The following is a 26,459-nucleotide window of genomic DNA, read 5'->3' as shown; positions in this document are numbered from 1 at the left end:
CTTCTACCTAGCAGTGTTCAAGCATCAACCGCTTTTTGGGTCGACTTGAAGACACGAATTTTCTTACCGTCTTCTACTTTGAAACCAACGCGGTCAGCCTTGTTGGTTTCGCCGTTGAAGATGGCGACGTTGGAAGCGTGCAGTGGCGCTTCTTTCTCGACGATACCGCCCTGTACGCCCGACATCGGGTTAGGCTTGGTATGACGCTTGACCAGGTTCAGACCACCAACAACCAGACGGTTGTCAGCAAGAACCTTCAGCACCTTACCGCGCTTACCTTTGTCTTTGCCGGCGATCACGATGATCTCGTCGTCACGACGAATCTTTTGCATGTCGGATCTCCTTACAGCACTTCTGGGGCGAGCGAGACGATCTTCATGAACTTCTCAGTACGAAGTTCACGGGTCACTGGCCCAAAGATACGGGTGCCGATCGGCTCTTGCTTGTTGTTCAGAAGAACAGCAGCGTTGCCATCAAAGCGGATAATGGAGCCATCAGCACGACGTACGCCGTGACGAGTGCGGACTACAACAGCAGTCATCACTTGGCCTTTTTTCACTTTACCGCGAGGAATTGCTTCCTTCACGGTAACTTTGATGATGTCACCGATACCAGCGTAACGACGATGGGAGCCACCCAGCACCTTGATGCACATAACACGGCGAGCGCCGCTGTTATCGGCCACATCGAGCATGGATTGAGTCTGAATCATATAATTTCTCCGACCCCTAGCCCTTAGACTTCCACAGCGCGTTCGAGAACATCAACCAGCGCCCAAGACTTGGTCTTGGCCATCGGACGAGTTTCACGAATAGTGACTTTGTCGCCGATGTGGCACTGATTGGTTTCGTCGTGCGCGTGCAGCTTAGTCGAACGCTTAACGTATTTACCGTAGATCGGGTGCTTTACGCGACGCTCGATCAGAACGGTGATGGTTTTGTCCATCTTGTCGCTGACAACACGGCCAGTCAGCGTACGGACAGTTTTTTCGGCTTCAGCCATGATCACTTACCTGCCTGCTGGTTGAGCACAGTCTTCACGCGAGCGATGTCACGCTTAACTTGCGAGAGCAGATGAGACTGCCCCAACTGGCCAGTTGCTTTCTGCATGCGCAGATTGAACTGGTCGCGCAGCAAGCCGAGCAGTTGCTCGTTCAGCTGCTGTGCGGATTTTTCACGAAGTTCATTCGCTTTCATCACATCACCGTCCGTTTAACAAAGGAGGTGGCGAGCGGCAGCTTTGCAGCAGCCAGGGCGAAAGCCTCACGCGCCAGCTCTTCAGAAACACCCTCGATTTCATACAGGACTTTGCCTGGCTGAATCTGGGCAACCCAGTACTCCACGTTACCCTTACCTTTACCCATACGAACCTCGAGAGGCTTCTTGGAAATCGGCTTGTCCGGGAATACACGGATCCAGATCTTGCCGCCACGTTTTACGTGACGGGTCAGAGCACGACGCGCTGACTCGATCTGACGAGCGGTGAGACGACCACGAGCAACAGACTTCAGCGCGAACTCGCCGAAGCTGACTTTGCTACCGCGCAGTGCCAGACCACGGTTGTGGCCGGTCATCTGCTTGCGGAACTTCGTACGCTTTGGTTGCAACATTTGGCGTACCCCTTACTTAGCAGCTTTTTTACGAGGCGCTGGTGCTTGTGGTTTCAGTTCTTCTTGGCGACCACCAATAACTTCGCCTTTGAAGATCCAAACCTTTACACCGATCACACCGTAAGTGGTGTGAGCTTCGTAGTTGGCATAGTCGATGTCGGCACGCAGGGTGTGCAGTGGCACACGACCTTCGCGATACCATTCAGTACGTGCGATTTCAGCACCGCCGAGACGACCGCTCACTTGGATTTTGATGCCTTTGGCACCAATGCGCATGGCGTTCTGTACAGCGCGCTTCATAGCGCGACGGAACATTACACGACGCTCCAGCTGCTGAGCTACGCTCTGCGCAACCAGCATACCGTCGAGCTCCGGCTTGCGGATCTCTTCGATATTGATGTGCACAGGCACACCCATTTGCTTGGTCAGGTCCTGACGCAGTTTCTCAACATCTTCACCTTTCTTCCCGATAACGATACCTGGACGAGCGGTGTGGATGGTGATGCGTGCAGTTTGGGCCGGACGATGGATATCGATACGGCTTACGGACGCGCTTTTTAGTTTGTCTTGGAGATACTCACGCACTTTCAGATCTGCGAACAAGTAGTCCGCATAAGTCCGACCGTCTGCGTACCAGACGGAGGTGTGCTCCTTGACGATTCCCAGGCGAATGCCAATGGGATGTACTTTCTGACCCATCTCTTCGACTCCGTTACTTGTCAGCAACCTTGACAGTGATATGGCAAGACCGCTTGACGATGCGATCAGCACGGCCTTTGGCACGTGGCATGATGCGCTTCAGCGAACGCCCTTCGTTGACGAAAACGGTGCTGACCTTCAGGTCATCAACGTCTGCGCCTTCGTTATGCTCGGCGTTGGCTACGGCCGACTCCAGCACTTTCTTCATGATCTCGGCGGCTTTCTTACTGCTGAAAGCCAACAGGTTGAGCGCTTCGCCCACCTTCTTCCCGCGGATCTGGTCGGCGACCAAGCGGGCTTTCTGGGCGGAGATTCGAGCGCCCGACAACTTAGCGGCTACTTCCATTTCCTTACCCCTTAACGCTTGGCTTTCTTGTCAGCCACGTGCCCGCGATAGTTGCGGGTACCGGCGAACTCGCCCAGTTTGTGGCCGACCATGTCTTCGTTAACGAGAACTGGGACGTGCTGACGACCGTTGTGTACTGCGATGGTCAGACCGACCATTTGTGGCAGGATCATCGAACGACGCGACCAGGTTTTAATTGGTTTGCGATCGTTCTTTTCCGCCGCCACTTCGATCTTCTTCAGTAGGTGAAGATCAATAAAAGGACCTTTTTTCAGAGAACGTGGCACTGTCGTATCCCTCTATTTACTTGCGACGACGGACGATCATTTTGTCGGTACGCTTATTACCACGAGTCTTCGCGCCCTTAGTCGGGAAGCCCCATGGCGATACCGGATGACGACCACCAGAGGTACGACCTTCACCACCACCATGTGGGTGGTCAACCGGGTTCATGGCAACACCACGAACGGTTGGGCGAACGCCACGCCAGCGTTTGGCACCAGCTTTACCCAGCGAACGCAGGCTGTGCTCGGAGTTCGAGACTTCACCCAGGGTCGCACGGCATTCAGCCAGGACTTTACGCATTTCACCGGAACGCAGACGCAGGGTCACGTAGACACCTTCACGAGCGATCAGCTGAGCCGAAGCACCAGCGGAACGAGCGATCTGTGCACCTTTACCTGGCTTCAATTCGATGCCGTGTACGGTAGAACCGACTGGAATGTTGCGCAGTTGCAGAGCGTTGCCTGGCTTGATTGGAGCCAGAGCGCCTGCGATCAGCTGGTCGCCAGCACTCACGCCTTTAGGGGCGATGATGTAGCGACGCTCGCCGTCTGCGTAGCACAGCAGTGCGATGTGAGCAGTACGGTTTGGATCGTATTCGATACGCTCGACAGTGGCGACGATGCCATCTTTGTCGTTGCGACGGAAATCGACCATACGGTAATGCTGCTTATGACCACCACCGATGTGACGAGTGGTAATACGGCCATTGTTGTTACGACCACCAGACTTCGATTTTTTCTCGAGCAGCGGTGCGTGAGGAGCGCCTTTATGCAGCTCCTGGTTGACCACCTTGACCACAAAACGGCGGCCAGGGGAAGTCGGTTTGCATTTAACGATTGCCATGATGCACCCCTTCCTTACTCAGCACTGCTGCTGAAATCGAGATCTTGGCCTGGCTGAAGGGAGATAACTGCCTTCTTCCAGTCATTACGCTTGCCCAGACCGCGAGCAGTGCGCTTGCTCTTACCCAGAACGTTCAGGGTAGTGACGCGCTCTACTTTCACGCTGAACAGGCTTTCGACGGCCTTCTTGATTTCCAGCTTGGTTGCATCAGTAGCAACCTTGAAAACGAACTGGCCTTTCTTGTCTGCCAGAACCGTAGCCTTCTCGGAAACGTGCGGGCCAAGCAGAACTTTAAATACGCGTTCCTGGTTCATCCCAGCAGCTCCTCGAATTTCTTCACGGCCGACACGGTGATCAACACCTTGTCGTATGCGATCAGACTAACTGGATCGGAACCTTGCACGTCACGTACATCTACGTGCGGCAGGTTGCGAGCAGCCAGGTACAGGTTCTGATCAACAGCGTCCGACACGATCAGAACGTCGGTCAGGCTCATGTTGTTCAGTTTGCCCAGCAGATCTTTGGTTTTCGGAGTTTCAACAGCGAAATCCTGAACCACGACCAGACGATCAGTACGCACCAGCTCAGCAAGGATGGAGCGCATTGCTGCGCGATACATCTTCTTGTTCAGCTTCTGGGAGTGATCCTGTGGACGAGCTGCGAAAGTGGTACCGCCGCCACGCCAGATTGGGCTACGGATAGTACCGGCACGAGCACGGCCAGTACCTTTCTGACGCCATGGGCGCTTGCCGCCACCACGAACGTCGGAACGGGTCTTCTGCTGCTTGCTACCTTGACGGCCGCCGGCCATGTAGGCCACGACTGCTTGGTGAACCAGCGTCTCGTTGAATTCGCCGCCAAATGTCAGTTCGGAAACTTCGATCGCTTGAGCGTCATTTACATTTAATTGCATGTCAGCTTCCCCTTAACCGCGAGCCTTGGCTGCTGGACGTACAACCAGGTTGCCGCCAGTAGCGCCAGGAACAGCACCCTTGACCAACAACAGATTGCGTTCAGCGTCCACGCGCACTACTTCCAGGGACTGCACGGTCACGCGCTCAGCGCCCATATGACCGGACATTTTTTTGCCCTTGAATACACGACCAGGAGTCTGGCACTGGCCGATAGAGCCTGGGACGCGGTGGGATACGGAGTTACCGTGGGTGTTATCTTGCCCGCGGAAATTCCAACGCTTGATCGTACCCTGGAAGCCTTTACCCTTGGACTGACCGGTTACATCAACCAGTTGACCAGCGGCGAAGATTTCAGCGTTGATCAGATCGCCAGCCTGGTACTCGCCTTCTTCAAGGCGGAATTCCATGGTGGTGCGACCAGCGGCAACGTTCGCTTTAGCGAAGTGGCCAGCCTGAGCTGCTGTTACACGCGAAGCGCGACGCTCGCCGACAGTGACTTGCACTGCACGATAGCCATCGGTCTCTTCAGTTTTGAACTGGGTGACGCGATTCGGCTCGATCTCAATGACCGTGACCGGAATGGAGACACCTTCTTCGGTGAAAATACGGGTCATACCGCATTTACGACCGACTACACCAATAGTCATGTTGTAAACCTCATGAGTGTACGGGGCTTTCACCCGCTATGGCCGCCCATTTCAGAGCGTTACACGACCAAGACCGAGTCTTAGCCGAGGCTGATCTGCACTTCCACACCGGCCGCAAGATCAAGCTTCATCAGCGCGTCAACGGTTTTATCCGTTGGCTGGACGATGTCCAGAACACGCTTATGAGTGCGGATCTCGTACTGGTCACGCGCGTCTTTGTTGACGTGCGGGGAAACCAGAACGGTGAACCGCTCTTTACGGGTAGGCAGTGGAATTGGACCACGCACTTGAGCACCAGTACGTTTCGCGGTTTCCACGATTTCCTGGGTTGATTGGTCGATCAGGCGATGGTCAAAAGCCTTCAACCTGATACGGATTTGCTGATTTTGCATTGGATTTCAGACTCCGGCTGCTATTCCCACCGGGCGCAATACGCCCGTTAAAAGGAGGCGCAATTCTATAGACGCCCCCGATAGGTGTCAACCCAATAAAAAAGCCCCCGCTGAGCGGGGGCTTTTTCAACTCATCAAGCTGACTTTAAAAGTCTTACTCGATGATTTTGGCTACGACGCCAGCGCCGACGGTACGACCGCCTTCACGGATAGCGAAACGCAGACCATCTTCCATCGCGATGGTTTTGATCAGGGTAACAGTCATCTGAATGTTGTCACCTGGCATTACCATTTCAACGCCTTCTGGCAGCTCGCAGTTACCAGTCACGTCAGTAGTACGGAAGTAGAACTGCGGACGGTAGCCTTTGAAGAACGGAGTGTGACGACCGCCTTCTTCCTTGCTCAGAACGTAAACTTCTGCGGTGAACTTGGTGTGCGGCTTGACCGAACCTGGCTTGACCAGAACCTGGCCACGCTCAACGTCGTCACGCTTGGTACCACGCAGCAGAACGCCGCAGTTCTCGCCAGCACGACCTTCGTCGAGCAGCTTGCGGAACATTTCAACACCGGTGCAAGTAGTAACGGTGGTGTCACGCAGACCAACGATTTCCAGCGGATCCTGAACGCGAACGATACCGCGCTCGATACGACCAGTCACAACAGTACCGCGACCCGAGATCGAGAATACGTCTTCGATTGGCATCAGGAATGGCTTGTCGATCATACGAACTGGTTCTGGGATGTAGGCATCCAGAGTTTCAACCAGCTTCTTGACGGCAGTGGTGCCCATCTCGTTGTCGTCTTTGCCTTCCAGCGCCATACGAGCCGAACCGATGATGATCGGAGTGTCGTCGCCCGGGAAGTCGTAAGTCGACAGCAGGTCACGAACTTCCATCTCAACCAGTTCCAGCAGCTCAGCGTCGTCTACCAGGTCAGCCTTGTTCAGGAAGACCACGATGTACGGAACGCCAACCTGACGAGACAGCAGGATGTGCTCACGGGTTTGCGGCATCGGACCATCAGCGGCCGAGCAAACCAGGATAGCGCCGTCCATCTGAGCAGCACCGGTGATCATGTTCTTCACGTAGTCAGCGTGACCTGGGCAGTCAACGTGAGCGTAGTGACGGATCTTCGAGTTGTACTCAACGTGCGCGGTGTTGATGGTGATACCGCGAGCTTTTTCTTCTGGTGCGCTGTCGATCTTGTCGAAGTCAACGATTGCAGAACCGAAAACTTCAGAGCAAACGCGAGTCAGAGCAGCAGTCAGAGTGGTTTTACCGTGGTCAACGTGACCGATGGTGCCAACGTTGACGTGCGGTAGGGAACGATCAAATTTTTCTTTAGCCACGACAATTAACTCCTAGCCTAAAGGGGCTGAATCAGCCTTGTTTTTTGGTTACGGATTCGACGATGTGCGACGGAGCCGTATCATATTTTTTGAATTCCATAGAGTAGCTTGCGCGACCCTGGGACATGGAACGAACGTCGGTCGCATAACCGAACATCTCACCCAGTGGAACCTCGGCACGGATAACCTTGCCGGACACTGTGTCTTCCATACCCTGGATCATGCCGCGACGACGGTTAAGGTCGCCCATCACATCACCCATATAGTCTTCAGGCGTAACAACCTCTACCGCCATGATCGGCTCGAGCAACTCACCACCACCCTTCTGGGCCAGTTGCTTGGTCGCCATGGAAGCAGCCACTTTAAACGCCATCTCGTTGGAGTCGACGTCGTGGTAAGAACCATCGAACACGGTAGCCTTCAGGCCGATCAGCGGATAGCCGGCAACAACGCCGTTCTTCATCTGCTCTTCGATACCCTTCTGGATAGCCGGGATGTATTCCTTAGGAACCACACCACCTACAACTTCGTTCACGAATTGCAGACCTTCCTGACCTTCGTCAGCAGGAGCAAAACGGATCCAGCAGTGACCGAACTGGCCGCGACCACCGGACTGACGAACGAACTTGCCTTCGATTTCACAGTTCTTCGTGATGCGCTCACGATACGAAACCTGAGGCTTGCCGATGTTGGCTTCGACGTTGAACTCACGGCGCATCCGGTCAACCAGGATGTCCAGGTGCAGCTCGCCCATGCCGGAGATGATCGTCTGACCAGTCTCTTCATCAGTTTTAACGCGGAAAGACGGGTCTTCCTGAGCAAGTTTGCCCAGAGCGATACCCATTTTTTCCTGGTCATCCTTGGTCTTAGGCTCTACAGCAACCGAAATAACCGGCTCCGGGAAGTCCATGCGAACCAGGATGATTGGCTTGTCAGCGTTGCAGAGGGTTTCACCAGTGGTGACGTCCTTCATGCCGATCAGGGCCGCGATGTCACCAGCGCGTACTTCCTTGATCTCTTCACGGGCGTTTGCGTGCATTTGCACCATACGACCCACGCGCTCTTTCTTGCCTTTGACCGAGTTGATCACGCCGTCGCCGGAGTTCAACACGCCCGAGTAAACGCGGACGAAGGTCAGAGTACCCACGAATGGGTCGGTAGCGATCTTGAACGCCAGAGCCGCGAAAGGCTCGTTGTCGTCTGCATGACGCTCCATCTCTTCTTCCTCGTTATCAGGGTTGGAACCCTTGATAGCAGGAATGTCGGTCGGAGCAGGCAGGTAGTCGATAACGGCGTCGAGAACCAGGGGAACGCCCTTGTTCTTGAACGAAGAACCGCAAACGGCCAGAACGATTTCGCCGGCGATAGTACGCTGACGCAAAGCAGCCTTGATCTCTTCGATCGACAGCTCTTCGCCTTCCAGGTACTTGTTCATCAGCTCTTCGTTGGCTTCGGCGGCAGCTTCAACCATGTTGTTGCGCCACTCTTCCGCCAGCTCTTGCAGCTCGGCAGGAATGTCCTTGCGAACAGGGACCATACCTTTGTCGGAGTCGTTCCAGTAGACAGCTTGCATGTTGATCAGATCGATCTGACCCTGGAAGTTGTCTTCGGAACCGATGGCCAACTGGATCGGCACGGGAGTGTGACCCAGACGCTGCTTGATCTGACCGATCACGCGCAGGAAGTTGGCGCCGGCACGGTCCATCTTGTTTACGTAAACAAGACGTGGAACGCCGTATTTGTTGGCTTGACGCCATACGGTTTCCGACTGCGGCTCAACACCCGAAGTACCGCAGAACACAACGACAGCGCCGTCGAGTACGCGCAGGGAACGCTCAACTTCAATGGTGAAGTCAACGTGGCCCGGGGTATCGATTACGTTGAAACGGTGCTCGTGAGAGTACTGCTTCTCGGAACCTTTCCAGAAGGCGGTAATGGCAGCAGAAGTAATGGTAATACCACGCTCCTGCTCCTGAACCATCCAGTCTGTGGTCGCGGCGCCATCATGCACCTCGCCCATTTTGTGACTTTTGCCGGTGTAAAACAGTACGCGCTCGGTGGTGGTGGTTTTACCAGCATCCACGTGAGCGACGATACCGATGTTACGGTAGCGGCTAATCGGAGTAGTACGAGCCATAAAGCCCTCGCAAAATTAGTGAAGCTAAAATTAGAAGCGGTAGTGCGAGAAAGCTTTGTTAGCTTCGGCCATACGGTGCACGTCTTCACGCTTCTTAACAGCAGCACCTTTACCTTCAGCAGCATCCAGCAGTTCGCCAGCCAAACGCAGAGCCATAGACTTCTCGCCGCGCTTACGGGCGAAGTCTACCAACCAGCGCATTGCCAGAGCGTTACGACGGGAAGGACGAACCTCGACCGGAACCTGGTAAGTAGCACCACCAACGCGGCGCGACTTCACTTCGACCAGCGGAGCGATGGCGTCGAGTGCTTTTTCGAAGAGTTCCAGGGGATCGGTGCCAGCCTTACGGGCCGCAACGGTTTCCAGGGCACCATAAACGATACGTTCGGCAACGGCTTTCTTGCCGCTTTCCATAACGTGGTTCATGAATTTGGCGAGGATCTGGCTTCCGTATTTCGGATCGTCCAGAATCTCACGCTTTGCTGCTACGCGACGTCTTGGCATGATAAGCCCTCAAGCGGTCTTCAGGTTAGCTCGGGACAGATCCAGAGGATGCGTGCCCGACCTTACTCTTATCGACTCAATAAAATAAAAATCTGCAAAACGGCCGATTACTTCGGACGCTTGGTACCGTACTTCGAACGACCCTGGTTACGGCCTTTAACGCCGGAAGTATCCAAGGAGCCGCGAACGGTGTGGTAACGAACACCTGGCAAGTCTTTTACACGACCGCCGCGGATCAGTACCACGCTGTGCTCTTGCAGGTTGTGGCCTTCACCACCAATGTACGAGGAAACCTCGAAACCGTTGGTCAGACGCACACGGCATACTTTACGCAGTGCCGAGTTAGGTTTTTTCGGCGTGGTGGTGTACACACGGGTGCACACGCCACGACGTTGCGGGCAGTTCTGCAGCGCAGGTACGTCGGATTTCTCGACGATACGCTTACGCGGCTGACGTACCAGCTGGTTGATAGTTGCCATCTACTAGCTCCACTGTTGTCTTGCGACGCTATTGTCTTGCAAGAAAAGCAAAATGGCAGGAACGAATTCCCGCCAAATTTAGGGGATCAAGAGTCTAAAGAGGATCTTGATTCCAGTCAAGGCAAGGCCCCGACCTCCCCGCCCATCGAACCTTGACTTGATGTCTCGATTCGACGAACGGAGCGATCAGGGCCTCACTCTCGTTTATCGCAGAACTCAGTTACCGCTCGAGTTCAGCGCTTCGGTCAGTGCAGCTTCCACTTCACTGGCGCTTACGCGCAACGGCTTGTCGGCATCACGGCGACGCTTGCGCTCGCTGTGATAGGCAAGACCGGTACCGGCCGGGATCAGACGACCCACGACTACGTTTTCTTTCAGGCCGCGCAGGTAATCGCGCTTGCCGGTGACTGCCGCTTCGGTCAGTACGCGGGTGGTTTCCTGGAAGGAAGCCGCCGAGATGAACGATTCGGTGGACAACGACGCCTTGGTGATACCCAGCAGAACGCGAGTGAACTTGGAGACGAACTTGTCTTCCGCGCTCAGACGCTCGTTCTCGACCAGAACGTGAGTCAGTTCCATCTGATCGCCCTTGATGAAGCTGGAATCGCCGGACTCGGAGATCTCAACTTTACGCAGCATCTGACGCAGGATGGTCTCGATGTGCTTGTCGTTGATCTTCACGCCTTGCAGACGATAAACGTCCTGGATCTCGTTGACGATGTACTTGGCCAGCGCGCTTACACCCAGCAGACGCAGGATGTCGTGCGGATCGCTTGGACCGTCGGAGATAACTTCGCCGCGGTTTACCTGTTCGCCTTCGAAGACGTTCAGGTGACGCCACTTCGGAATCAGCTCTTCGTACGGATCGCTACCGTCGTTCGGGGTAATGACCAGACGGCGCTTGCCCTTGGTCTCTTTACCGAACGCGATGGTGCCGCTGACTTCAGCCAGAATCGACGCTTCTTTCGGACGACGCGCTTCAAACAGGTCGGCAACACGCGGCAGACCACCGGTGATGTCGCGGGTCTTCGAAGTTTCCTGCGGGATACGAGCGATAACATCACCGATCGCAATCTTCGCACCGTCAGCCACACCGACCAGGGCGTTGGCTGGCAGGAAGTACTGAGCGATTACGTCAGTGCCTGGCAGCAACAGATCCTTGCCGTTGTCGTCGACCATCTTCACTGCAGGACGAATTTCTTTGCCCGCTGCAGGACGATCTTTCGCGTCGAGTACTTCAATGTTGGTCATACCGGTCAATTCGTCAGTCTGACGCTTGATCGTGATGCCTTCTTCCATGCCCACGTAGGTCACGGTACCTTTCATTTCGGTAACGATCGGGTGAGTGTGCGGATCCCACTTGGCCACGATTGCGCCAGCGTCGACCTTGTCACCTTCTTTAACCGAAATCACAGCACCGTACGGCAGCTTGTAACGCTCGCGCTCACGACCGAAATCGTCAGCGATTGCCAGCTCACCGGAACGGGACACAGCAACCAGGTGACCATCCACTCGCTCAACGTGCTTCAGGTTGTGCAGACGGACGGTACCGCCATTCTTCACCTGAACGCTGTCGGCTGCGGAAGTACGGCTTGCCGCACCACCGATGTGGAACGTACGCATGGTCAGCTGAGTACCCGGCTCACCGATGGACTGGGCAGCGATAACGCCGACCGCTTCACCGATGTTCACCTGGTGACCACGAGCCAGATCACGGCCGTAGCACTTGGCGCAAATGCCATAGCGGGTTTCGCAGCTGATCGGCGAACGCACGATCACTTCGTCGATGCTGTTCAGCTCGATGAATTCGACCCACTTCTCGTCTACCAGAGTACCGGCAGGAACGATGACGTCCTCGGTGCCTGGCTTGAATACGTCACGGGCAATGACACGACCCAATACGCGCTCACCCAACGGCTCTACAACGTCACCGCCTTCAATGTGCGGAGTCATCAGCAGACCGTGTTCGGTGCCGCAATCGATCTCGGTTACAACCAGATCCTGCGCCACGTCTACCAGACGACGAGTCAGGTAACCGGAGTTCGCAGTTTTCAACGCGGTATCCGCCAGACCTTTACGAGCACCGTGAGTCGAGATGAAGTACTGAAGTACGCTCAAACCTTCACGGAAGTTCGCAGTAATCGGCGTTTCAATGATGGAACCGTCCGGCTTGGCCATCAGACCACGCATACCGGCCAGCTGACGAATCTGTGCTGCGGAACCCCGCGCACCCGAGTCGGCCATCATGTACATCGAGTTGAAAGACTCTTGGTCGACTTCGTCGCCGTGACGGTCGATGACTTTCTCTTTCGAGAGGTTGGCCATCATCGCCTTGGAAACTTCGTCGTTCGCTTTCGACCAGAGGTCGATCACTTTGTTGTACTTCTCGCCCTGGGTTACCAGGCCGGAGGCGTACTGACTCTCGATTTCTTTCACTTCGTCGGTGGCTGCACCGATGATGCGGGCTTTTTCATCCGGGATAACGAAGTCGTTAACACCGATCGAAACGCCGGAGATGGTCGAGTAAGCGAAACCGGTGTACATCAACTGGTCAGCGAAGATCACGGTCTCTTTCAGACCAACCACGCGGTAGCACTGGTTGATCAGCTTGGAGATCGCCTTTTTCTTCATCGGCAGGTTGACGACGTCGAACGACAGACCTTTCGGCACAACCTGGAACAGCAGCGCACGGCCGACAGTGGTGTCGACGATACGGGTACCGCTCACGCTGTTGCCGTCACGGTCGTTGACGGTTTCGTTGATACGAACCTTGACCTTGGCGTGCAGTGCGGCTTCGCCGGCACGGAACACACGGTCGACTTCCTGCAGATCCGCGAACACACGACCTTCGCCCTTGGCGTTGATCGCTTCACGAGTCATGTAGTACAGACCCAATACAACGTCCTGCGACGGAACGATGATTGGCTCACCGTTGGCTGGCGACAGAATGTTGTTGGTCGACATCATCAACGCACGCGCTTCGAGCTGGGCTTCCAGTGTCAGCGGTACGTGCACGGCCATTTGGTCGCCGTCAAAGTCAGCGTTGTACGCGGCGCAGACCAGCGGGTGCAGCTGGATAGCCTTACCTTCGATCAGTACCGGTTCAAACGCCTGGATACCCAGACGGTGAAGGGTCGGTGCACGGTTGAGAAGAACCGGGTGTTCTCGAATCACTTCAGCGAGAACGTCCCAAACCTCTGGCAGTTCGCGCTCGACCATTTTCTTGGCCGCTTTGATGGTGGTCGCCAGACCACGCATTTCCAGCTTGCCAAAAATGAACGGCTTGAACAGCTCGAGAGCCATCTTCTTCGGCAGACCGCACTGGTGCAGACGCAGGGTCGGGCCTACGGTAATTACCGAACGACCGGAGTAGTCAACACGCTTACCGAGCAAGTTCTGACGGAAACGACCCTGCTTACCCTTGATCATGTCAGCCAGGGATTTCAGAGGACGCTTGTTGGAACCGGTGATAGCGCGGCCACGACGACCGTTGTCGAGCAGTGCATCGACAGCTTCCTGCAACATGCGCTTTTCGTTGCGCACGATGATGTCCGGAGCCGACAGATCCAGCAGGCGCTTCAAACGGTTGTTACGGTTGATCACTCGACGATACAGATCGTTGAGGTCGGAGGTCGCGAAACGACCGCCATCCAGTGGGACCAGTGGACGCAGATCTGGCGGCAGAACCGGCAGAACGGTCAGCACCATCCACTCTGGCAGGTTGCCGGAACCCTGGAAGGCTTCCATCAACTTCAGACGCTTGGACAGCTTCTTGATCTTGGTTTCCGAGTTGGTTTGCGGAATCTCTTCGCGCAGACGGCCAATCTCGTGCTCCAGGTCGATAGCGTGCAGCAGTTCACGGACAGCTTCGGCACCCATGCGGGCGTCGAAATCGTCTCCGAACTCTTCAAGCGCTTCGAAGTACTGTTCGTCGTTCAGCAGCTGACCTTTTTCAAGGGTGGTCATGCCTGGATCGATAACGACATAGCTCTCGAAGTAGAGAACGCGCTCGATATCACGCAGGGTCATGTCCATCAGCAGGCCGATACGCGACGGCAGCGATTTCAGGAACCAGATGTGGGCAACCGGCGAAGCCAGTTCGATGTGCGCCATGCGCTCACGACGAACCTTGGCCAGTGCGACTTCAACGCCGCACTTTTCGCAGATCACGCCACGGTGCTTCAAGCGCTTGTACTTACCGCACAGGCACTCGTAATCCTTTACCGGGCCAAAGATCTTGGCGCAGAACAGGCCGTCACGCTCAGGTTTGAACGTACGGTAGTTGATGGTTTCCGGCTTTTTAACTTCACCGAACGACCACGAACGGATCATCTCCGGCGAGGCCAATCCGATACGGATGGCGTCGAACTCTTCGACTTGACCCTGGTTTTTCAGCAAATTCAGTAGGTCTTTCAAGGCCTTTCCTCCTGGCGGAGCAGAGAGCGGGCAATCCTGCCCCGCTCTCGATTCGCGTCACGTGTTATTCGGTTTCCAGATCGATATCGATGCCGAGGGAACGAATTTCCTTGATCAACACGTTGAAGGACTCGGGCATGCCCGGCTCCATACGGTGATCGCCATCCACGATGTTCTTGTACATCTTGGTACGGCCGTTCACATCGTCCGACTTCACTGTGAGCATTTCTTGCAGAGTGTAAGCAGCACCGTATGCTTCCAGTGCCCAGACCTCCATCTCCCCGAAACGCTGACCACCGAACTGCGCCTTACCACCCAGCGGCTGCTGGGTAACCAGGCTGTAAGAACCGGTAGAACGCGCGTGCATCTTGTCGTCTACCAAGTGGTTCAGCTTCAGCATGTACATGTAGCCAACGGTAACTGGACGCTCGAACTTGTTGCCGGTACGGCCGTCGGTCAGCTGCATCTGGCCGCTTTCCGGCAGGTCTGCCAGTTTCAGCATGGCCTTGATTTCGCTTTCCTTGGCGCCGTCGAACACTGGAGTGGCCATTGGAACGCCGCCACGCAGGTTGTTCGCCAGATCGAGGATTTCCTGATCGGAGAAGCTGTCCAGATCTTCGTTACGACCGCCGATCTGGTTGTAGATCTCGTCCAGGAAAGTGCGCAGTTCAGCGACTTTACGCTGCTCTTCGACCATCCGGTTGATCTTCTCGCCCAGACCCTTGGCCGCGAGGCCCAGGTGGGTTTCGAGAATCTGACCAACGTTCATACGCGAAGGTACGCCCAGCGGGTTAAGGACCACGTCGACCGGGGTGCCATTGGCATCGTGCGGCATGTCTTCAACCGGCATGATCACGGAGACCACACCCTTGTTACCGTGACGACCGGCCATCTTGTCGCCCGGCTGGATGCGGCGACGGATTGCCAGGTAAACCTTGACGATTTTCAGCACGCCTGGAGCCAGGTCATCGCCCTGCTGCAGTTTGCGCTTCTTGTCTTCGAACTTGTCGTCCAGCAGACGGCGACGATCAACGATGTAGGCCTGAGCCTTCTCGAGCTGCTCGTTCAGCGCATCTTCAGCCATGCGCAGTTTGAACCACTGGCCGTGCTCAAGACCGTCGAGTACTTCGTCGGTGATGTCCTGACCTTTCTTCAGGCCGGCGCCGCCTTCGGCCTTGTGGCCTACCAGTGCGGAACGCAGACGTTCGAAAGTCGCGCCTTCAACGATGCGGAACTCTTCGTTCAGATCTTTGCGGATCTCGTCCAGCTGGGACTTCTCGATCGACAGTGCACGAGCATCACGCTCAACGCCGTCGCGGGTGAAGACCTGTACGTCGATGACAGTACCTTTGGTGCCGGTTGGCACGCGCAGGGAGGTGTCTTTAACGTCGCTGGCTTTTTCACCGAAGATTGCACGCAGCAGTTTTTCTTCCGGAGTCAGTTGGGTCTCGCCTTTCGGAGTGACCTTACCCACCAGGATGTCGCCTGCGCCTACTTCAGCACCTACGTAAACGATACCGGCTTCGTCCAGCTTGTTCAGTGCAGCTTCACCCACGTTCGGGATGTCCGCAGTGATTTCCTCTGGGCCAAGCTTGGTGTCACGGGCCACACAGGTCAGTTCCTGAATGTGGATCGTGGTGAAACGGTCTTCCTGAACAACACGCTCGGACAGGCAGATGGAGTCTTCGAAGTTGAAGCCGTTCCATGCCATGAACGCGATGCGCATGTTCTGACCCAGTGCCAGCTCACCCATGTCGGTGGACGGGCCGTCGGCCATGATGTCGCTACGCTGAACGCGATCACCTTTACGCACCAGCGGACGCTGGTTGATGCAGGTGTTCTGGTTCGAGCGGGTGTATTTGGTCAGGTTGTAGATGTCGACACCGGCTTCACCGGTTTCAACTTCGTCATCGGCAACACGAACCACGATACGGCTGGCATCGACGGAATCGATCACGCCACCACGACGAGCCACGACGCAAACGCCGGAGTCACGGGCTACGTTACGCTCCATGCCGGTACCTACCAGCGGCTTGTCAGCGCGCAGAGTCGGTACAGCCTGACGCTGCATGTTCGAACCCATCAACGCACGGTTGGCGTCGTCGTGCTCGAGGAACGGAATCAGCGACGCTGCAACCGACACAACCTGCTTCGGCGAAACGTCCATCAGGGTGACGTCTTCCGGCGCCTTGACGGTGAATTCGTTCAGGTGACGTACGGCAACCAGTTCGTCGATCAGGACTTTCTGCTCGTTCATGGTCGCCGAAGCCTGCGCGATCACGTGATCGGCTTCTTCAATAGCGGACAGGAACACGATCTCGTCGGTGACCACACCCTCTTTCACCACGCGGTACGGGCTTTCCAGGAAGCCGTACTGGTTGGTGCGAGCGTACGCAGCCAGGGAGTTGATCAGGCCGATGTTCGGACCTTCCGGCGTTTCAATCGGGCAGACACGACCGTAGTGAGTCGGGTGTACGTCACGGACTTCGAAGCCTGCGCGCTCACGAGTCAGACCGCCAGGGCCGAGTGCAGAGACACGACGCTTGTGGGTGATCTCGGACAGCGGGTTGTTCTGGTCCATGAACTGCGACAGCTGGCTGGAACCGAAGAACTCTTTCACCGCCGCAGCCACTGGCTTGGCGTTGATCAGGTCTTGCGGCATCAGGCCTTCGCTTTCAGCCATCGACAGACGCTCTTTGACCGCACGCTCAACACGTACCAGGCCAACGCGGAACTGGTTCTCGGCCATTTCGCCTACGCAGCGAACACGACGGTTACCCAGGTGGTCGATGTCATCGACGATGCCTTTACCGTTGCGGATGTCGACCAGAGTCTTCAGGACCGCGACGATGTCTTCCTTGCACAGCACGCCCGAACCTTCGATCTCGGTACGACCGATACGACGGTTGAACTTCATCCGGCCGACCGCAGACAGGTCATAACGCTCAGGGCTGAAGAACAGGTTGTTGAACAGGGTCTCGGCAGCGTCTTTGGTTGGCGGCTCGCCTGGACGCATCATGCGATAGATCTCGACCAGCGCTTCCAATTGGTTGCTGGTGGAGTCGATCTTCAGCGTGTCGGAGACGAACGGACCGCAGTCGATGTCGTTGGTGTACAGGGTCTCGATGCGAACCACCTGGGCCTTGGCGATCTTTGCCAGGACTTCAGTGTTCAGCTCGGTGTTGCATTCGGCCAGGATTTCGCCGGTAGCCGGGTGCACGATAGCCTTGGCGGTGGTGCGGCCGAGGACGTAGTCCAGTGGCACGTCCAGCGTCTTGATACCGGCTTTCTCGATCTGGTTGATGTGGCGCGCGGTAATACGGCGGCCTTGCTCAACGATGACCTTGCCCTTCTCGTCCTGGATGTCCAGAACCGCAACTTCACCACGCAGGCGCGATGGCACCAGTTCCAGGCTGAGGGTTTCGCCGCTCAGGTGGAATACGTTGGTGGTATAGAACGCGTCCAGCACCTCTTCGGTGGTGTAACCGAGTGCGCGCAGCAGTACCGAAGCCGGCAGTTTGCGACGACGGTCGATACGCACGAAGACACAGTCTTTCGGGTCGAATTCGAAGTCCAGCCACGAACCGCGGTAAGGAATGATGCGAGCCGAGTACAGCAGTTTGCCGGAGCTGTGCGTCTTGCCGCGGTCGTGGTCGAAGAACACGCCCGGGGAACGGTGCAGCTGGGAAACGATAACACGCTCGGTACCGTTGATTACGAAGGTACCGTTCTCAGTCATCAGGGGGATTTCACCCATGTAGACTTCTTGCTCTTTGATGTCCTTGATCGCTTTGTTCGACGATTCTTTGTCGAAGATGATCAGGCGCACTTTTACCCGCAAAGGTACGGCGAAAGTTACACCGCGCAATACGCATTCTTTGACATCAAATGCCGGTTCGCCCAGGCGATAACCGACGTACTCCAGCGCAGCATTGCCGGAGTAGCTGATGATCGGGAAAACGGATTTGAAGGCCGCATGCAGGCCCACGTCGCGGAACTGATCTTTAGTCGCTCCCGCTTGCAAGAATTCACGATACGAATCCAGCTGGATGGCCAGGAGGTAAGGCACATCCATGACGTCCGGCAACTTGCTAAAGTCCTTGCGGATACGTTTTTTCTCAGTATATGAGTAAGCCATCAGCGTTCCCCAGCTTGGTCACCTGCTTGTTTGGCCCCTCCCGACGGGAGCAGCCAGAAAATCGTGCAAACCCCATGGTTTGCGCCACCGCATCGGGTGGTTACAGCGCCTTTATCAGCACCGACCCAGTCGGCTGCCAATAACGGAAAAAGGCCGGTGGCAAGAGCCACCAGCCATCAGCCTGTCGCTTGACGCTCGGGCTGGAGGAGCAAAGTCGATGCTTACTTCAGCTCGACTTTAGCGCCTGCTTCTTCCAGCTTCTTCTTGGCGTCTTCAGCCGCTTCTTTCGAAACGCCTTCAGCTACAACCTGAGGAGCGCCGTCTACTTTCTCTTTGGCTTCTTTCAGGCCCAGACCAGTCAGTTCACGAACTGCCTTGATCACGTTAACCTTCTTCTCGCCAGCTTCCAGCAGAACAACGTTGAACTCGGTTTGCTCTTCAACAGCAGCAGCAGCTACAGCTGGGCCAGCCGAAGCGGCAGCAGCGGTAACACCGAAGGTTTCTTCCATCGCTTTGATCAGCTCAACGATTTCCACTACGGATTTCTGGCCGATTGCTTCGATGATTTGTTCGTTAGTCAGAGACATGACTCAATTCCTGAATTGGGGGACGGCCTACGCGACCATCGAAATAAACAAAAAACGCGAGAAGTGACGAGCCTTAGGCTGCGGCAGCTTCTTTCTGGTCGCGAATTGCCGCCAGAGTACGAGCCAATTTGCTGGTTGCGCCTTGAATCACGCTCATCAGCTGAGAAATTGCTTCGTCACGGGTCGGCAGAGTTGCCAGTACGTCGATCTGATTAGCTGCGAGGAACTTGCCCTCGAACGCAGCTGCCTTGATCTCGAACTTGTCCTGACCCTTGGCAAACTCTTTGAAGATACGGGCAGCAGCGCCCGGATGTTCGTTCGAGAATGCAATCAGGGTCGGGCCGGTGAACACGTCGTTGAGGACACTGTATTGAGTGTCAGCAACAGCGCGCTTGAGCAGGGTGTTACGTACAACACGTACGTAAACGCCAGCTTCACGAGCCTCTTTACGGAGTCCGGTCATTGCGCCTACTGTTACGCCACGTGCATCAACCACGACAGCGGACAGAGCGACTTTGGCAGCCTCGTTGACTTCAGCGACGATGGCCTTCTTGTCTTCGAGATTAATTGCCACGGGTTTAACTCCTGCTTGTTACCGTTTCATTCGATCGGAACCGAATGTCGTTTTGGTGTCTGATTCGGTAAGGAACCGGGAGCACCATCTGCGTAGGCTTGAGGTTTAAGGCTTGCGCCGCCTACGGTCTTGGATAGCCCCCGCCAGGCAGGGACCCCAATCTTTCAATTGGCGCGGCAATCCGCGCCAACCTTTGTCTTACGCGTCGAGCGAGCTCTGGTCGATAACCAGACCTGGGCCCATAGTGGTGCTCAGGGTAACGCGCTTGACGTAAATACCTTTCGAGGAAGCTGGCTTGATACGCTTCAGATCAGCGATCAGGGCTTCAACGTTTTCCTTCAGCTTGACGGCGTCGAAGCCGATCTTGCCAACGGAAGTGTGGATGATGCCGTTTTTGTCGGTGCGATAACGAACCTGACCAGCCTTGGCGTTCTTGACCGCGTTGGCTACGTCTGGAGTTACGGTGCCGACTTTAGGGTTAGGCATCAGGCCACGTGGACCGAGGATCTGACCCAACTGACCTACAACGCGCATGGCATCCGGGGATGCGATCACTACGTCATAGTTCAGGTCGCCGCCTTTCATTTCGGCAGCCAGGTCGTCCATACCTACACGGTCAGCGCCGGCAGCCAGAGCGGCCTCAGCAGCTGGACCCTGGGTGAACACAGCAACGCGAACGGTCTTGCCAGTGCCGTGTGGCAGCACAGTAGCGCTACGAACAACCTGGTCGGATTTACGCGGGTCTACACCCAGGTTTACAGCAACGTCGAACGACTCGCTGAACTTGACAGTCGACAGCTCGGCCAGCAGAGCAGCGGCGTCTACAATGTTGTAGGCCTTGCCTGCTTCGATTTTGCCGGCGATAGCCTTTTGACGCTTGGTCAGCTTAGCCATTACACACCCTCCACGTTAAGGCCCATGCTACGAGCAGAACCGGCGATAGTACGCACGGCTGCATCCATATCAGCTGCAGTCAGATCCGCGTTTTTGGTTTTCGCGATTTCTTCCAGCTGAGCACGGGTAACAGTGCCAACCTTAACGGTGTTCGGACGAGCGGAACCGCTGGTCAGACCGGCCGCCTTCTTCAGCAGAACCGAAGCAGGGGTGGATTTGGTTTCGAAAGTGAAGCTACGGTCGCTGTAGACAGTGATGATCACTGGAGTCGGCAGACCTGGCTCAAGACCCTGGGTACGGGCGTTGAAAGCCTTGCAGAATTCCATGATGTTCACGCCGTGCTGACCCAGAGCAGGACCAACCGGTGGACTTGGGTTAGCCTGAGCGGCCTTCACTTGCAGCTTGATGTAAGCGGTAATCTTCTTGGCCATGAGGCACTCCAATTACGGGTTCGAACGCCTCGAAAGGCTCCCCGGTTACTTGCGCGTTTATCCCAGTGACGACAAAACCCCACAGCCTAAGGCTGCGGGGTTGGGATTGCTTGTCCAGTTAGACCTTCTCGACCTGACTGAACTCGAGCTCCACCGGAGTAGAGCGACCGAAAATGAGCACAGCCACTTGGATCCGGCTCTTTTCGTAGTTAACTTCTTCCACAACGCCATTGAAATCAGCGAATGGACCGTCGTTGACACGCACCGTCTCACCTGGCTCGAACAATGTCTTCGGCTTAGGCTTGTCGCTACCATCAGCAACGCGACGCAGAATCGCTTCTGCCTCTTTATCTGTAATTGGCGCAGGCTTGTCAGCGGTACCGCCGATAAAACCCATCACCCGAGGAGTATCCTTGACCAAGTGCCAAGTACCCTCGTTCATATCCATCTGGACCAGCACATAGCCTGGAAAGAACTTCCGTTCGCTTTTGCGCTTCTGGCCGTTACGCATCTCAACCACTTCTTCAGTGGGAACCAGAATCTCGCCGAAGCCATCTTCCATGCCAGCCAGCTTTACGCGCTCGATCAGCGAGCGCATCACATGCTTCTCGTAACCCGAGTAAGCATGCACAACATACCAACGCTTAGCCACGGGACACCCTTAGCCGACAATCAAGGAAACAAGCCAGCCGAGCAGGGAATCAAGACCCCACAACAGCAACGCCATAACCAGAACAACAGCCACGACAATCAGCGTGGTCTGCGTGGTTTCTTGGCGAGTTGGCCACACGACTTTACGAATCTCGGTGCGAGCTTCCTTAACCAGTACAAAGAAAGACTTGCCCTTCGCGGTTTGCAGGCCTACAAAGGCAGCTACGGCAGCAATGGCAAGCAAAGCGAGTACACGGTACAGGATCGGCGAAGCAGCGTAATACTGATTGCCAACAACGCCAACAACCACTAAAGCGACTACTACAAGCCACTTGAGCAGATCGAAGCGAGAGCCTTGAGCTTCAGCTTTAGGAGTCATCTATGAAGATCCTGTGAAAAGAAAGCCAGATACACCGAGTGAATCTGGCAGGTCAGGAGGGAATCGAACCCCCAACCTACGGTTTTGGAGACCGTCGCTCTGCCAATTGAGCTACTGACCTAAAACAAAATCAGGCCGACCATTATGCCGGCCCGAAAAATACATTACAACCGCTTATTCGATGATTTTTGCTACGACGCCAGCGCCGACGGTACGACCGCCTTCACGGATAGCGAAACGCAGACCGTCTTCCATCGCGATGGTTTTGATCAGGGTAACAGTCATCTGAATGTTGTCACCTGGCATTACCATTTCAACGCCTTCTGGCAGCTCGCAGTTACCAGTCACGTCAGTAGTACGGAAGTAGAACTGTGGACGGTAGCCTTTGAAGAACGGAGTGTGACGACCGCCTTCTTCCTTGCTCAGAACGTAAACTTCTGCGGTGAACTTGGTGTGCGGCTTGACCGAACCTGGCTTGACCAGAACCTGGCCACGCTCAACGTCATCACGCTTGGTACCACGCAGCAGAACGCCGCAGTTCTCGCCGGCACGACCTTCGTCGAGCAGCTTGCGGAACATTTCAACACCGGTGCAAGTAGTAACGGTGGTGTCACGCAGACCAACGATTTCCAGCGGGTCCTGAACGCGAACGATACCGCGCTCGATACGACCAGTCACAACAGTACCGCGACCCGAGATCGAGAATACGTCTTCGATTGGCATCAGGAATGGCTTGTCGATCATACGAACTGGCTCTGGGATGTAGGCATCCAGAGTTTCAACCAGTTTCTTGACGGCAGTGGTGCCCATCTCGTTGTCGTCTTTGCCTTCCAGCGCCATACGAGCCGAACCGATGATGATCGGAGTGTCGTCGCCCGGGAAGTCGTAAGTCGACAGCAGGTCACGAACTTCCATCTCAACCAGTTCCAGCAGCTCAGCGTCGTCTACCAGGTCAGCCTTGTTCAGGAAGACCACGATGTACGGAACGCCAACCTGACGGGACAGCAGGATGTGCTCACGGGTTTGCGGCATCGGACCATCAGCGGCCGAGCAAACCAGGATAGCGCCGTCCATCTGAGCAGCACCGGTGATCATGTTCTTCACGTAGTCAGCGTGACCTGGGCAGTCAACGTGAGCGTAGTGACGGATCTTCGAGTTGTACTCAACGTGCGCGGTGTTGATGGTGATACCGCGAGCTTTTTCTTCTGGTGCGCTGTCGATCTTGTCGAAGTCAACGATTGCAGAACCGAAAACCTCGGAGCAAACGCGAGTCAGAGCAGCAGTCAGAGTGGTTTTACCGTGGTCAACGTGACCAATGGTCCCAACGTTGACGTGGGGCAGGGAACGATCAAATTTTTCCTTAGCCATCGATATCACCCTCTACAGAAGAAATTAGACAAACAATATCAACCATTAAAACAAAGGCAGATATTTTCATATCTGCCTTGTTATATGGAGCTCTTGAGCGGATTTGAACCGCTGACCTCACCCTTACCAAGGGTGTGCTCTACCAACTGAGCTACAAGAGCAAAACCCTTTTGCACAACCTGCAAACTTGGAGCGGGTAGCGGGAATCGAACCCGCATCATCAGCTTGGAAGGCTGAGGTTCTACCACTAAACTATACCCGCGGAGCCTGCAGCTCACGCTTAAATCTGGTGGAGGGAGAAGGATTCGAACCTTCGAAGTCGTAGACGTCAGATTTACAGTCTGATCCCTTTGGCCGCTCGGGAACCCCTCCTAATCAGGCCGGCATTCTATATCATGCCAAACCCCTGTCAAGCATTTTCTCATTTAAAAACCTGAGGTTAGCTGCGTTGACACGCTTCACTTCGAATCCCGCTTAAGGTGTTCGCTGTGGAGCGGGCGCCATTCTATGCAAACTATTGAGCAGGTGCAACCCCTTCGCACAGCATTATTTTATGTTTTAACTCATTGAATTCCTTGGAAAGGTTTTGCAACTGCAGATCGCCCAACAAACGCTGGCTGTCCGGCGCAGCTGCCAGCCAGTACCCGCTTCCGGCAGCATCTTTCGGCAGGGATTGCACATTGACTTTCATCGCCACCAGACGCTGTTGCAACCTGGCAATTGAATCTTCGTCAGAAAATCCGCCAAGGAACAAGCACTGCTGACGCGGCGCCACCTCGCCTCTTCGACCTTCACCTGCGGTTTCGCTCAGCAGACGGATATCCTGCTGCGAACCACGATACAGATTAAGAGGCGTTACATCTTTGGCTCGCAAGGGCGCTTCCTGCTGATGCCAGACATAGTAAAAAACATTGAGTACAACCAGCAGCAGGAACAACCAACGCATATAAACCTCAAGACAAGGGACAAGCCATCGCCAAGCCGACAAAAACCAGGTCGGGCACAACCCTGGCGTCAGGCGCGACGCCTTTAACCAACTCGGCATCCCCTCCCGTAATAAAGACGGCGAATTGCTCTCCCCAGTACGCTCGAGCCAGCTCTAATTGAGTGAGAACGAAGCCCCTCAGCATCAAAGAACAACCGCGCTCCACCGCTTCAACGGTGGTCCGTCCCGGGACGTGACTGGAAAGGGCGCGCTCTGCTGCTTCATCACCATAACGAATTTTACGGGTATGGGTGCGCAACTGGTTTCGCATCAAAGGCATACCAGGACAAATGAACCCCCCGAGATGCTCACCGTCAGCCGCGACAAAATCGGCAGTGACCGCGGTACCGAAATCGAGAACCAGGCAAGCACTTCCGGCAGCCAGGTGGAAGCCGCCGAGCATCGCCAGCCAGCGATCAAGCCCCAGACGCTCATAGTCTTCATAGCCGTTTCGAACACCGGACATCTCGCGGGCGGGTTTCGCACACACGATAGGAATACCGAACGCGCGCTCAAGCATTTCGGTTAAAGCGCTGGTTTCCTCGTTAGTCCTGACGCTTACCAAACGACACTTGCGCAGCGAGAGCGACTTTATGATCCGTAGACTCTCAAGCAAAGCCTGATTGGAATCTACAACTCCTTCCGAGACCAGCCCACTCGCCGACGCATCCAGCACGCGCCATTTGATAAAACTATTGCCGCAGTCAAGCTCAAGAATCATCACGCAACCTCAGGCTGAGCTCTCCACCACTAAAGACTTTTTCAACACCATCTACAATCAAGCGCAACCCGCCTTGGCTATCAATCCCGAGCACTATCCCATCGATATGGCTGTTACCCGCGATCAACGACACGGATCGACCCTGCCACAGATGATTTTCCGCCCATTCTGCCTGCAGACTTGCGAACCCGTTGAGCTGGTGTTTATGGGTATAAGCTTTGAGTTGATTACTCAACTCAACCACCAGAGCATTGCGATCGCAGGCTTTGCCTGACTCCAGTTTTATAGAAGTCCATTGCTGGTCGACCTCATCGGCAACCTGCATATTCACGTTGATTCCTATACCCAATACAACATGACATACATCCGCCGGATCGCCGACGAGTTCGAGCAGGATGCCGGCTATTTTCTTGTTACCCACCAAAACATCGTTGGGCCACTTCAAACCGGCATTGGGCACGCCGGCGCTTCGCAAGGTCTGCATCACGGCCAAGCCAACAACAAGGCTCAACCCCTCAAGCTGACGCATGCCGCCATCTATTCGAAGAACCAGGCTGTAATAAAGATTTTCCGCAAATGGGCTCACCCACTTGCGGCCTCGACGACCACGGCCTGCCAATTGTCGCTCCGCGAGCACCAAAAACGGCGCGGGGGCGCCCTCGCTGATGGAGCGCAGAGCTTCGGCATTTGTCGAGTCGACGGAGTCGAACACACGCACCGGCCATTGCGGCATCTTCCTGGTTATTTCAAGAGGATCAAGGAGCATCAAAGGCGCCGACAATTGATATCCGCGACCGCGAACTTTATGGATCGACAGGCCTAGTTCAGCTTCAAGCTGTTGTAGCTGCTTCCATACAGCACTTCGGCTAATTCCCAGGGCAACGCCCAAGTCCTGTCCGGAATGGAATCGTCCATCCTTCAGTAGATTCAACAACGTCAGCATGCAGGTATCGCCTCACAATGAGGCCCGCATAATAGCCATGCCCCGGGCCGTTGCATAGAAATCAAGCGGACACATTTCTCGCAGGCAAAACAAAACCCCAACTGCTTTCGCAATTGGGGTTTCGGAATTTAATCTTGACGATGACCTACTCTCACATGGGGAAACCCCA

Annotated in this window: 29 protein-coding genes and 4 tRNA genes; all 33 read right to left on the bottom strand. The window is 55.3% G+C overall.

The annotated features are described in order from the left end of the window. Positions 1 to 17: 17 nt before the first annotated feature. The 33 genes from rplX to birA all read right to left on the bottom strand — a co-directional run bounded on the left by rplX (position 18) and on the right by birA (position 26,290). The gene (gene rplX, locus J2Y39_RS23190) at positions 18 to 332 is read right to left on the bottom strand and encodes a 50S ribosomal protein L24 (protein ID WP_003186046.1); all 315 of its coding nucleotides are present in this window, start codon (positions 330 to 332) and stop codon (positions 18 to 20) included. A gap of 11 nt (positions 333 to 343) precedes the next feature. Next, a complete protein-coding gene (rplN, locus tag J2Y39_RS23185) occupies positions 344 to 712 on the bottom strand; it encodes a 50S ribosomal protein L14 (RefSeq protein ID WP_002555479.1) in 369 nt (122 codons plus the stop codon). Between the two features lie 23 nt (positions 713 to 735). Then, the gene (rpsQ, locus tag J2Y39_RS23180) at positions 736 to 1,002 is read right to left on the bottom strand and encodes a 30S ribosomal protein S17 (RefSeq protein WP_003194644.1); all 267 of its coding nucleotides are present in this window, start codon (positions 1,000 to 1,002) and stop codon (positions 736 to 738) included. Between the two features lie 2 nt (positions 1,003 to 1,004). Then, the gene (gene rpmC, locus J2Y39_RS23175; RefSeq protein ID WP_002555481.1) at positions 1,005 to 1,196 is read right to left on the bottom strand and encodes a 50S ribosomal protein L29; all 192 of its coding nucleotides are present in this window, start codon (positions 1,194 to 1,196) and stop codon (positions 1,005 to 1,007) included. Next, complete coding sequence (rplP, locus tag J2Y39_RS23170) at positions 1,196 to 1,609, bottom strand: 50S ribosomal protein L16 (protein ID WP_003228729.1); 414 nt, start codon at positions 1,607 to 1,609, stop codon at positions 1,196 to 1,198. Before rplP ends, rpmC begins: the two co-directional genes overlap by 1 nt. Positions 1,610 to 1,621: 12 nt before the next feature. After that, the gene (gene rpsC, locus J2Y39_RS23165) at positions 1,622 to 2,308 is read right to left on the bottom strand and encodes a 30S ribosomal protein S3 (protein ID WP_003176422.1); all 687 of its coding nucleotides are present in this window, start codon (positions 2,306 to 2,308) and stop codon (positions 1,622 to 1,624) included. Between the two features lie 13 nt (positions 2,309 to 2,321). Beyond that, the gene (gene rplV / locus J2Y39_RS23160) at positions 2,322 to 2,654 is read right to left on the bottom strand and encodes a 50S ribosomal protein L22 (RefSeq protein WP_003103908.1); all 333 of its coding nucleotides are present in this window, start codon (positions 2,652 to 2,654) and stop codon (positions 2,322 to 2,324) included. 11 nt (positions 2,655 to 2,665) lie between these two features. Beyond that, a complete protein-coding gene (gene rpsS, locus J2Y39_RS23155; protein WP_011336172.1) occupies positions 2,666 to 2,941 on the bottom strand; it encodes a 30S ribosomal protein S19 in 276 nt (91 codons plus the stop codon). A gap of 16 nt (positions 2,942 to 2,957) precedes the next feature. Then, entirely contained in the window at positions 2,958 to 3,782 is an 825-nt protein-coding gene (gene rplB, locus J2Y39_RS23150) for a 50S ribosomal protein L2 (protein ID WP_016772943.1), read from the bottom strand. A 14-nt stretch (positions 3,783 to 3,796) separates the two neighbouring features. Beyond that, positions 3,797 to 4,096 carry a 50S ribosomal protein L23 gene (gene rplW / locus J2Y39_RS23145; protein ID WP_002555488.1) on the bottom strand — a complete coding sequence of 100 codons (300 nt, stop codon included), beginning with the start codon at positions 4,094 to 4,096 and terminating at the stop codon, positions 3,797 to 3,799. Beyond that, positions 4,093 to 4,695: a 50S ribosomal protein L4 gene (rplD, locus tag J2Y39_RS23140; RefSeq protein ID WP_003228735.1), complete on the bottom strand. Its 603-nt coding sequence runs from the start codon at positions 4,693 to 4,695 to the stop codon at positions 4,093 to 4,095. Before rplD ends, rplW begins: the two co-directional genes overlap by 4 nt. A 12-nt stretch (positions 4,696 to 4,707) precedes the next feature. Then, positions 4,708 to 5,343, bottom strand: a complete 636-nt coding sequence (rplC, locus tag J2Y39_RS23135; RefSeq protein WP_003228738.1) for a 50S ribosomal protein L3 — start codon at positions 5,341 to 5,343, stop codon at positions 4,708 to 4,710. 80 nt (positions 5,344 to 5,423) lie between these two features. Next, the gene (rpsJ, locus tag J2Y39_RS23130; RefSeq protein ID WP_003186070.1) at positions 5,424 to 5,735 is read right to left on the bottom strand and encodes a 30S ribosomal protein S10; all 312 of its coding nucleotides are present in this window, start codon (positions 5,733 to 5,735) and stop codon (positions 5,424 to 5,426) included. A gap of 154 nt (positions 5,736 to 5,889) precedes the next feature. After that, positions 5,890 to 7,083 (bottom strand): elongation factor Tu, encoded by a 1,194-nt coding sequence (gene tuf / locus J2Y39_RS23125; protein ID WP_064361246.1) that lies wholly within the window; start codon positions 7,081 to 7,083, stop codon positions 5,890 to 5,892. Between the two features lie 31 nt (positions 7,084 to 7,114). Beyond that, a complete protein-coding gene (gene fusA, locus J2Y39_RS23120) occupies positions 7,115 to 9,220 on the bottom strand; it encodes an elongation factor G (RefSeq protein WP_016772942.1) in 2,106 nt (701 codons plus the stop codon). A gap of 30 nt (positions 9,221 to 9,250) precedes the next feature. Beyond that, on the bottom strand, positions 9,251 to 9,724 hold the full coding sequence (gene rpsG / locus J2Y39_RS23115) for a 30S ribosomal protein S7 (RefSeq protein ID WP_016772941.1): 474 nt from the start codon (positions 9,722 to 9,724) through the stop codon (positions 9,251 to 9,253). Positions 9,725 to 9,831: 107 nt separating this feature from the next. Further along, complete coding sequence (gene rpsL, locus J2Y39_RS23110) at positions 9,832 to 10,203, bottom strand: 30S ribosomal protein S12 (protein WP_003186084.1); 372 nt, start codon at positions 10,201 to 10,203, stop codon at positions 9,832 to 9,834. A gap of 216 nt (positions 10,204 to 10,419) precedes the next feature. Continuing rightward, a complete protein-coding gene (gene rpoC / locus J2Y39_RS23105) occupies positions 10,420 to 14,619 on the bottom strand; it encodes a DNA-directed RNA polymerase subunit beta' (protein WP_016772940.1) in 4,200 nt (1,399 codons plus the stop codon). A 64-nt stretch (positions 14,620 to 14,683) separates the two neighbouring features. Continuing rightward, positions 14,684 to 18,757: a DNA-directed RNA polymerase subunit beta gene (rpoB, locus tag J2Y39_RS23100; protein ID WP_016772939.1), complete on the bottom strand. Its 4,074-nt coding sequence runs from the start codon at positions 18,755 to 18,757 to the stop codon at positions 14,684 to 14,686. A gap of 221 nt (positions 18,758 to 18,978) precedes the next feature. Beyond that, the gene (rplL, locus tag J2Y39_RS23095; RefSeq protein ID WP_007962228.1) at positions 18,979 to 19,344 is read right to left on the bottom strand and encodes a 50S ribosomal protein L7/L12; all 366 of its coding nucleotides are present in this window, start codon (positions 19,342 to 19,344) and stop codon (positions 18,979 to 18,981) included. Positions 19,345 to 19,417: 73 nt separating this feature from the next. After that, positions 19,418 to 19,918 carry a 50S ribosomal protein L10 gene (gene rplJ, locus J2Y39_RS23090; RefSeq protein ID WP_008081912.1) on the bottom strand — a complete coding sequence of 167 codons (501 nt, stop codon included), beginning with the start codon at positions 19,916 to 19,918 and terminating at the stop codon, positions 19,418 to 19,420. A gap of 198 nt (positions 19,919 to 20,116) precedes the next feature. After that, complete coding sequence (rplA, locus tag J2Y39_RS23085; RefSeq protein ID WP_024014523.1) at positions 20,117 to 20,812, bottom strand: 50S ribosomal protein L1; 696 nt, start codon at positions 20,810 to 20,812, stop codon at positions 20,117 to 20,119. Beyond that, positions 20,812 to 21,243 carry a 50S ribosomal protein L11 gene (gene rplK, locus J2Y39_RS23080; RefSeq protein WP_003176435.1) on the bottom strand — a complete coding sequence of 144 codons (432 nt, stop codon included), beginning with the start codon at positions 21,241 to 21,243 and terminating at the stop codon, positions 20,812 to 20,814. Before rplK ends, rplA begins: the two co-directional genes overlap by 1 nt. Before the next feature lie 118 nt (positions 21,244 to 21,361). After that, positions 21,362 to 21,895, bottom strand: coding sequence for a transcription termination/antitermination protein NusG (gene nusG / locus J2Y39_RS23075; RefSeq protein ID WP_007957598.1), 534 nt, complete (start codon positions 21,893 to 21,895; stop codon positions 21,362 to 21,364). Positions 21,896 to 21,904: 9 nt separating this feature from the next. After that, positions 21,905 to 22,273: a preprotein translocase subunit SecE gene (gene secE, locus J2Y39_RS23070; protein WP_016772937.1), complete on the bottom strand. Its 369-nt coding sequence runs from the start codon at positions 22,271 to 22,273 to the stop codon at positions 21,905 to 21,907. A gap of 45 nt (positions 22,274 to 22,318) precedes the next feature. Further along, a tRNA-Trp gene (locus J2Y39_RS23065) sits at positions 22,319 to 22,394 on the bottom strand. Between the two features lie 53 nt (positions 22,395 to 22,447). Then, a complete protein-coding gene (gene tuf, locus J2Y39_RS23060) occupies positions 22,448 to 23,641 on the bottom strand; it encodes an elongation factor Tu (RefSeq protein WP_064361246.1) in 1,194 nt (397 codons plus the stop codon). An 85-nt stretch (positions 23,642 to 23,726) separates the two neighbouring features. Beyond that, a tRNA-Thr gene (locus J2Y39_RS23055) sits at positions 23,727 to 23,802 on the bottom strand. 27 nt (positions 23,803 to 23,829) lie between these two features. Further along, positions 23,830 to 23,903 (bottom strand) — tRNA-Gly (locus tag J2Y39_RS23050). Positions 23,904 to 23,928: 25 nt separating this feature from the next. Next, positions 23,929 to 24,013 (bottom strand) — tRNA-Tyr (locus J2Y39_RS23045). A 142-nt stretch (positions 24,014 to 24,155) separates the two neighbouring features. After that, entirely contained in the window at positions 24,156 to 24,587 is a 432-nt protein-coding gene (locus J2Y39_RS23040; RefSeq protein WP_095181969.1) for a hypothetical protein, read from the bottom strand. A 7-nt stretch (positions 24,588 to 24,594) separates the two neighbouring features. After that, positions 24,595 to 25,347, bottom strand: a complete 753-nt coding sequence (locus J2Y39_RS23035) for a pantothenate kinase (RefSeq protein WP_056786910.1) — start codon at positions 25,345 to 25,347, stop codon at positions 24,595 to 24,597. Beyond that, entirely contained in the window at positions 25,337 to 26,290 is a 954-nt protein-coding gene (gene birA, locus J2Y39_RS23030) for a bifunctional biotin--[acetyl-CoA-carboxylase] ligase/biotin operon repressor BirA (RefSeq protein WP_056786912.1), read from the bottom strand. Before birA ends, J2Y39_RS23035 begins: the two co-directional genes overlap by 11 nt. Between the last annotated feature and the right edge of the window lie 169 nt (positions 26,291 to 26,459).

Source organism: Pseudomonas sp. 2957 (genome assembly GCF_031456345.1).
Taxonomy (GTDB): Bacteria; Pseudomonadota; Gammaproteobacteria; order Pseudomonadales; family Pseudomonadaceae; genus Aquipseudomonas; species Aquipseudomonas siliginis.
Note: the sequence above shows the minus strand (reverse complement) of the source record. Positions and strands in the feature narration are given on the sequence as shown.

Coding starts and splice junctions, on each gene's coding strand:
- rplX (WP_003186046.1), bottom strand. CDS start 332: ATGCAAAAGATTCGTCGTGACGACGAGATCATCGTGATCGCCGGCAAA.
- rplN (WP_002555479.1), bottom strand. CDS start 712: ATGATTCAGACTCAATCCATGCTCGATGTGGCCGATAACAGCGGCGCT.
- rpsQ (WP_003194644.1), bottom strand. CDS start 1,002: ATGGCTGAAGCCGAAAAAACTGTCCGTACGCTGACTGGCCGTGTTGTC.
- rpmC (WP_002555481.1), bottom strand. CDS start 1,196: ATGAAAGCGAATGAACTTCGTGAAAAATCCGCACAGCAGCTGAACGAG.
- rplP (WP_003228729.1), bottom strand. CDS start 1,609: ATGTTGCAACCAAAGCGTACGAAGTTCCGCAAGCAGATGACCGGCCAC.
- rpsC (WP_003176422.1), bottom strand. CDS start 2,308: ATGGGTCAGAAAGTACATCCCATTGGCATTCGCCTGGGAATCGTCAAG.
- rplV (WP_003103908.1), bottom strand. CDS start 2,654: ATGGAAGTAGCCGCTAAGTTGTCGGGCGCTCGAATCTCCGCCCAGAAA.
- rplB (WP_016772943.1), bottom strand. CDS start 3,782: ATGGCAATCGTTAAATGCAAACCGACTTCCCCTGGCCGCCGTTTTGTG.
- rplW (WP_002555488.1), bottom strand. CDS start 4,096: ATGAACCAGGAACGCGTATTTAAAGTTCTGCTTGGCCCGCACGTTTCC.
- rplD (WP_003228735.1), bottom strand. CDS start 4,695: ATGCAATTAAATGTAAATGACGCTCAAGCGATCGAAGTTTCCGAACTG.
- rplC (WP_003228738.1), bottom strand. CDS start 5,343: ATGACTATTGGTGTAGTCGGTCGTAAATGCGGTATGACCCGTATTTTC.
- rpsJ (WP_003186070.1), bottom strand. CDS start 5,735: ATGCAAAATCAGCAAATCCGTATCAGGTTGAAGGCTTTTGACCATCGC.
- fusA (WP_016772942.1), bottom strand. CDS start 9,220: ATGGCTCGTACTACTCCGATTAGCCGCTACCGTAACATCGGTATCGTC.
- rpsG (WP_016772941.1), bottom strand. CDS start 9,724: ATGCCAAGACGTCGCGTAGCAGCAAAGCGTGAGATTCTGGACGATCCG.
- rpsL (WP_003186084.1), bottom strand. CDS start 10,203: ATGGCAACTATCAACCAGCTGGTACGTCAGCCGCGTAAGCGTATCGTC.
- rpoB (WP_016772939.1), bottom strand. CDS start 18,757: ATGGCTTACTCATATACTGAGAAAAAACGTATCCGCAAGGACTTTAGC.
- rplL (WP_007962228.1), bottom strand. CDS start 19,344: ATGTCTCTGACTAACGAACAAATCATCGAAGCAATCGGCCAGAAATCC.
- rplA (WP_024014523.1), bottom strand. CDS start 20,812: ATGGCTAAGCTGACCAAGCGTCAAAAGGCTATCGCCGGCAAAATCGAA.
- rplK (WP_003176435.1), bottom strand. CDS start 21,243: ATGGCCAAGAAGATTACCGCTTACATCAAGCTGCAAGTGAAGGCCGCT.
- secE (WP_016772937.1), bottom strand. CDS start 22,273: ATGACTCCTAAAGCTGAAGCTCAAGGCTCTCGCTTCGATCTGCTCAAG.
- tuf (WP_064361246.1), bottom strand. CDS start 23,641: ATGGCTAAGGAAAAATTTGATCGTTCCCTGCCCCACGTCAACGTTGGG.
- J2Y39_RS23040 (WP_095181969.1), bottom strand. CDS start 24,587: ATGCGTTGGTTGTTCCTGCTGCTGGTTGTACTCAATGTTTTTTACTAT.
- J2Y39_RS23035 (WP_056786910.1), bottom strand. CDS start 25,347: ATGATTCTTGAGCTTGACTGCGGCAATAGTTTTATCAAATGGCGCGTG.
- birA (WP_056786912.1), bottom strand. CDS start 26,290: ATGCTGACGTTGTTGAATCTACTGAAGGATGGACGATTCCATTCCGGA.